Source organism: Leisingera sp. F5 (assembly GCF_001593695.1).
This window is the reverse complement of sequence record NZ_LUKH01000761.1, coordinates 1-1,717: the sequence shown is the minus strand read 5'-3', so window position 1 is coordinate 1,717 and position 1,717 is coordinate 1. Positions and strand designations below refer to the sequence as shown.

General features: G+C 62.7%; 2 protein-coding genes. Both read right to left on the bottom strand.

The features are described from left to right. Positions 1-369: site-specific integrase (locus A2I95_RS35655; protein WP_291737273.1), on the bottom strand; the 369-nt coding region annotated here is incomplete at its 3' end. Between the two features lie 335 nt (positions 370-704). Next, a partial coding sequence (locus A2I95_RS35650) for a relaxase/mobilization nuclease domain-containing protein (protein ID WP_291737272.1) occupies positions 705-1,717 on the bottom strand: 1,013 nt, incomplete at its 5' end.

Below are 1,717 nucleotides of genomic sequence, written 5' to 3'. Positions count from 1 at the left end.
CCCCGGTCCAGGCGCGCCCCGCAGCAGCGCCGCTACTGCCTCGGCGCTGAACACCACGGGGAGCTTGCGCGGCTGGGTGCGGAACTGCATATGCCGCTTCATCTCGCCCCGCCCGCAGGTCGTCTCGAAGAAGAACCTCAGTGCGATGATGCGGGCGTTGTAGGTCGGCGGCGTGACACCGCGGTCGGTCATGTGAAGCTGGTAGGCGCGCAGATCATCCGGCGTCGCGGTGTCCGGCGACCGTCCCAAAAACGCTGCGAAGTCCTTGATTGCCCGGATGTGCGACTTCTGAGATCTGTCACCCGGCCCCTTGATCCGCATGTCCTCGATCATCCGCGCGCGAAGCGGCGTTGTTCTCTCCTCCGCCATGGGAACCTCCTGTCTTTCGATTGAGAGGTCCCAATCGTCAGACAGCCGCGCCCATTCCCAAATGCACAGCGGTCAGATCAATGCAAAACGCCTGCCACAGGCGCCAGTGCCGCGCGAGCGGCTTCGTCCTCGTCCCGCATCTCGGCCATCAAGCGTCCAGCACTGAAAGTTCGGTCTGTGTCAGAAATGCTTAGCGTTTGAACTGAACAGGACTGACAGCCGCCATCGTCGAGACTATTGGTTCTCCACCATCACAACGGCTGCAAGCCGTTTTCTTAGAGTGAATGATCCGGCCGTACCCCTGCGCACAATTCCAGCCCCTTTCCTGCGGGGCTTTACCGTTCACGCCCCCTGCCTGACCGCGAGCGGTCTGGATACCCTCGCCCTGGCTCCGGGTATTGCTTCGTCCCGCGGGGGCCGGTTGTACCGCCAGTGCGGCCATGCAACGGCACCACCTCCAATGATCTTGCGATCTCTGCCCGCTGGGTGACGACCTCTGCTAGCCGGGTGGTAAAGCGCTCTGTCTCCTGTGCCAGATCCCGGTCCGCGGGATCATCGGACTGCGCCAGTATCCGGACGGCTCCCGTATAGGTCCGCATGACCCTGTTCCGGCGATCAGCAATTGCCGCGTCCCAGGCATGGGTTGGAAGCACGCCGTTGTTGCGCTCCAGATCCCGGCGCACCTCATTGCGCTTTTTCGCATCTATATAGGGTTTCCCGCCGCGCTGGCGGATCTTGTAGACCGGCGTGCTTTCGCCCCGCCGGGTTTTGCCCCGGGCATGCCGCGGGGTGGATTCCGCCTCGATGCCGCGCTGGCGCAGTTTCTCTGCAAAGGTATCGCGCAGGTGCTGCAGGTCAGCTTTGCGCAAGTTGAGTTTCACGCCGTCATGCCCAACGGTGCGCACCGTCAGGTGCACATGCGGATGCGGGGTGTCCGTATGGAGCGCCATGGCGTAATCGTGGCAGCCCCCGAATTCCTGTTCCGCCAGCGCCCGCACCGCATCCTTCACACCGCTGGCATTTGTATTCCCCGGCATTGAAAAAAGAATGCTGGTGGTGATCCTTGTGCGGTCCGTCGCCATGCCTGCGGCCCGCGCATCGTCATGCTTCTCTATCCAATCCCGGTATAGCCCTGAAGTGGCCTGCTTGCCCTTCAGAACCTCCCCGTTAGACGTCTCGATCTCAAGCTTGCCGTTTCGACTGATGTAGTCGATGTGCTCGGCAACGCGCCGCGCCTCAGTTCCCCGCGTGACCTTGATCGGGTTCCCGTGCTTGTCGGTCTTGGCTGGCTTGGTCACCTTCACCATGACCTCCGTCGTGCCTTTGACCACCCGCGCCAGGCGCGCCT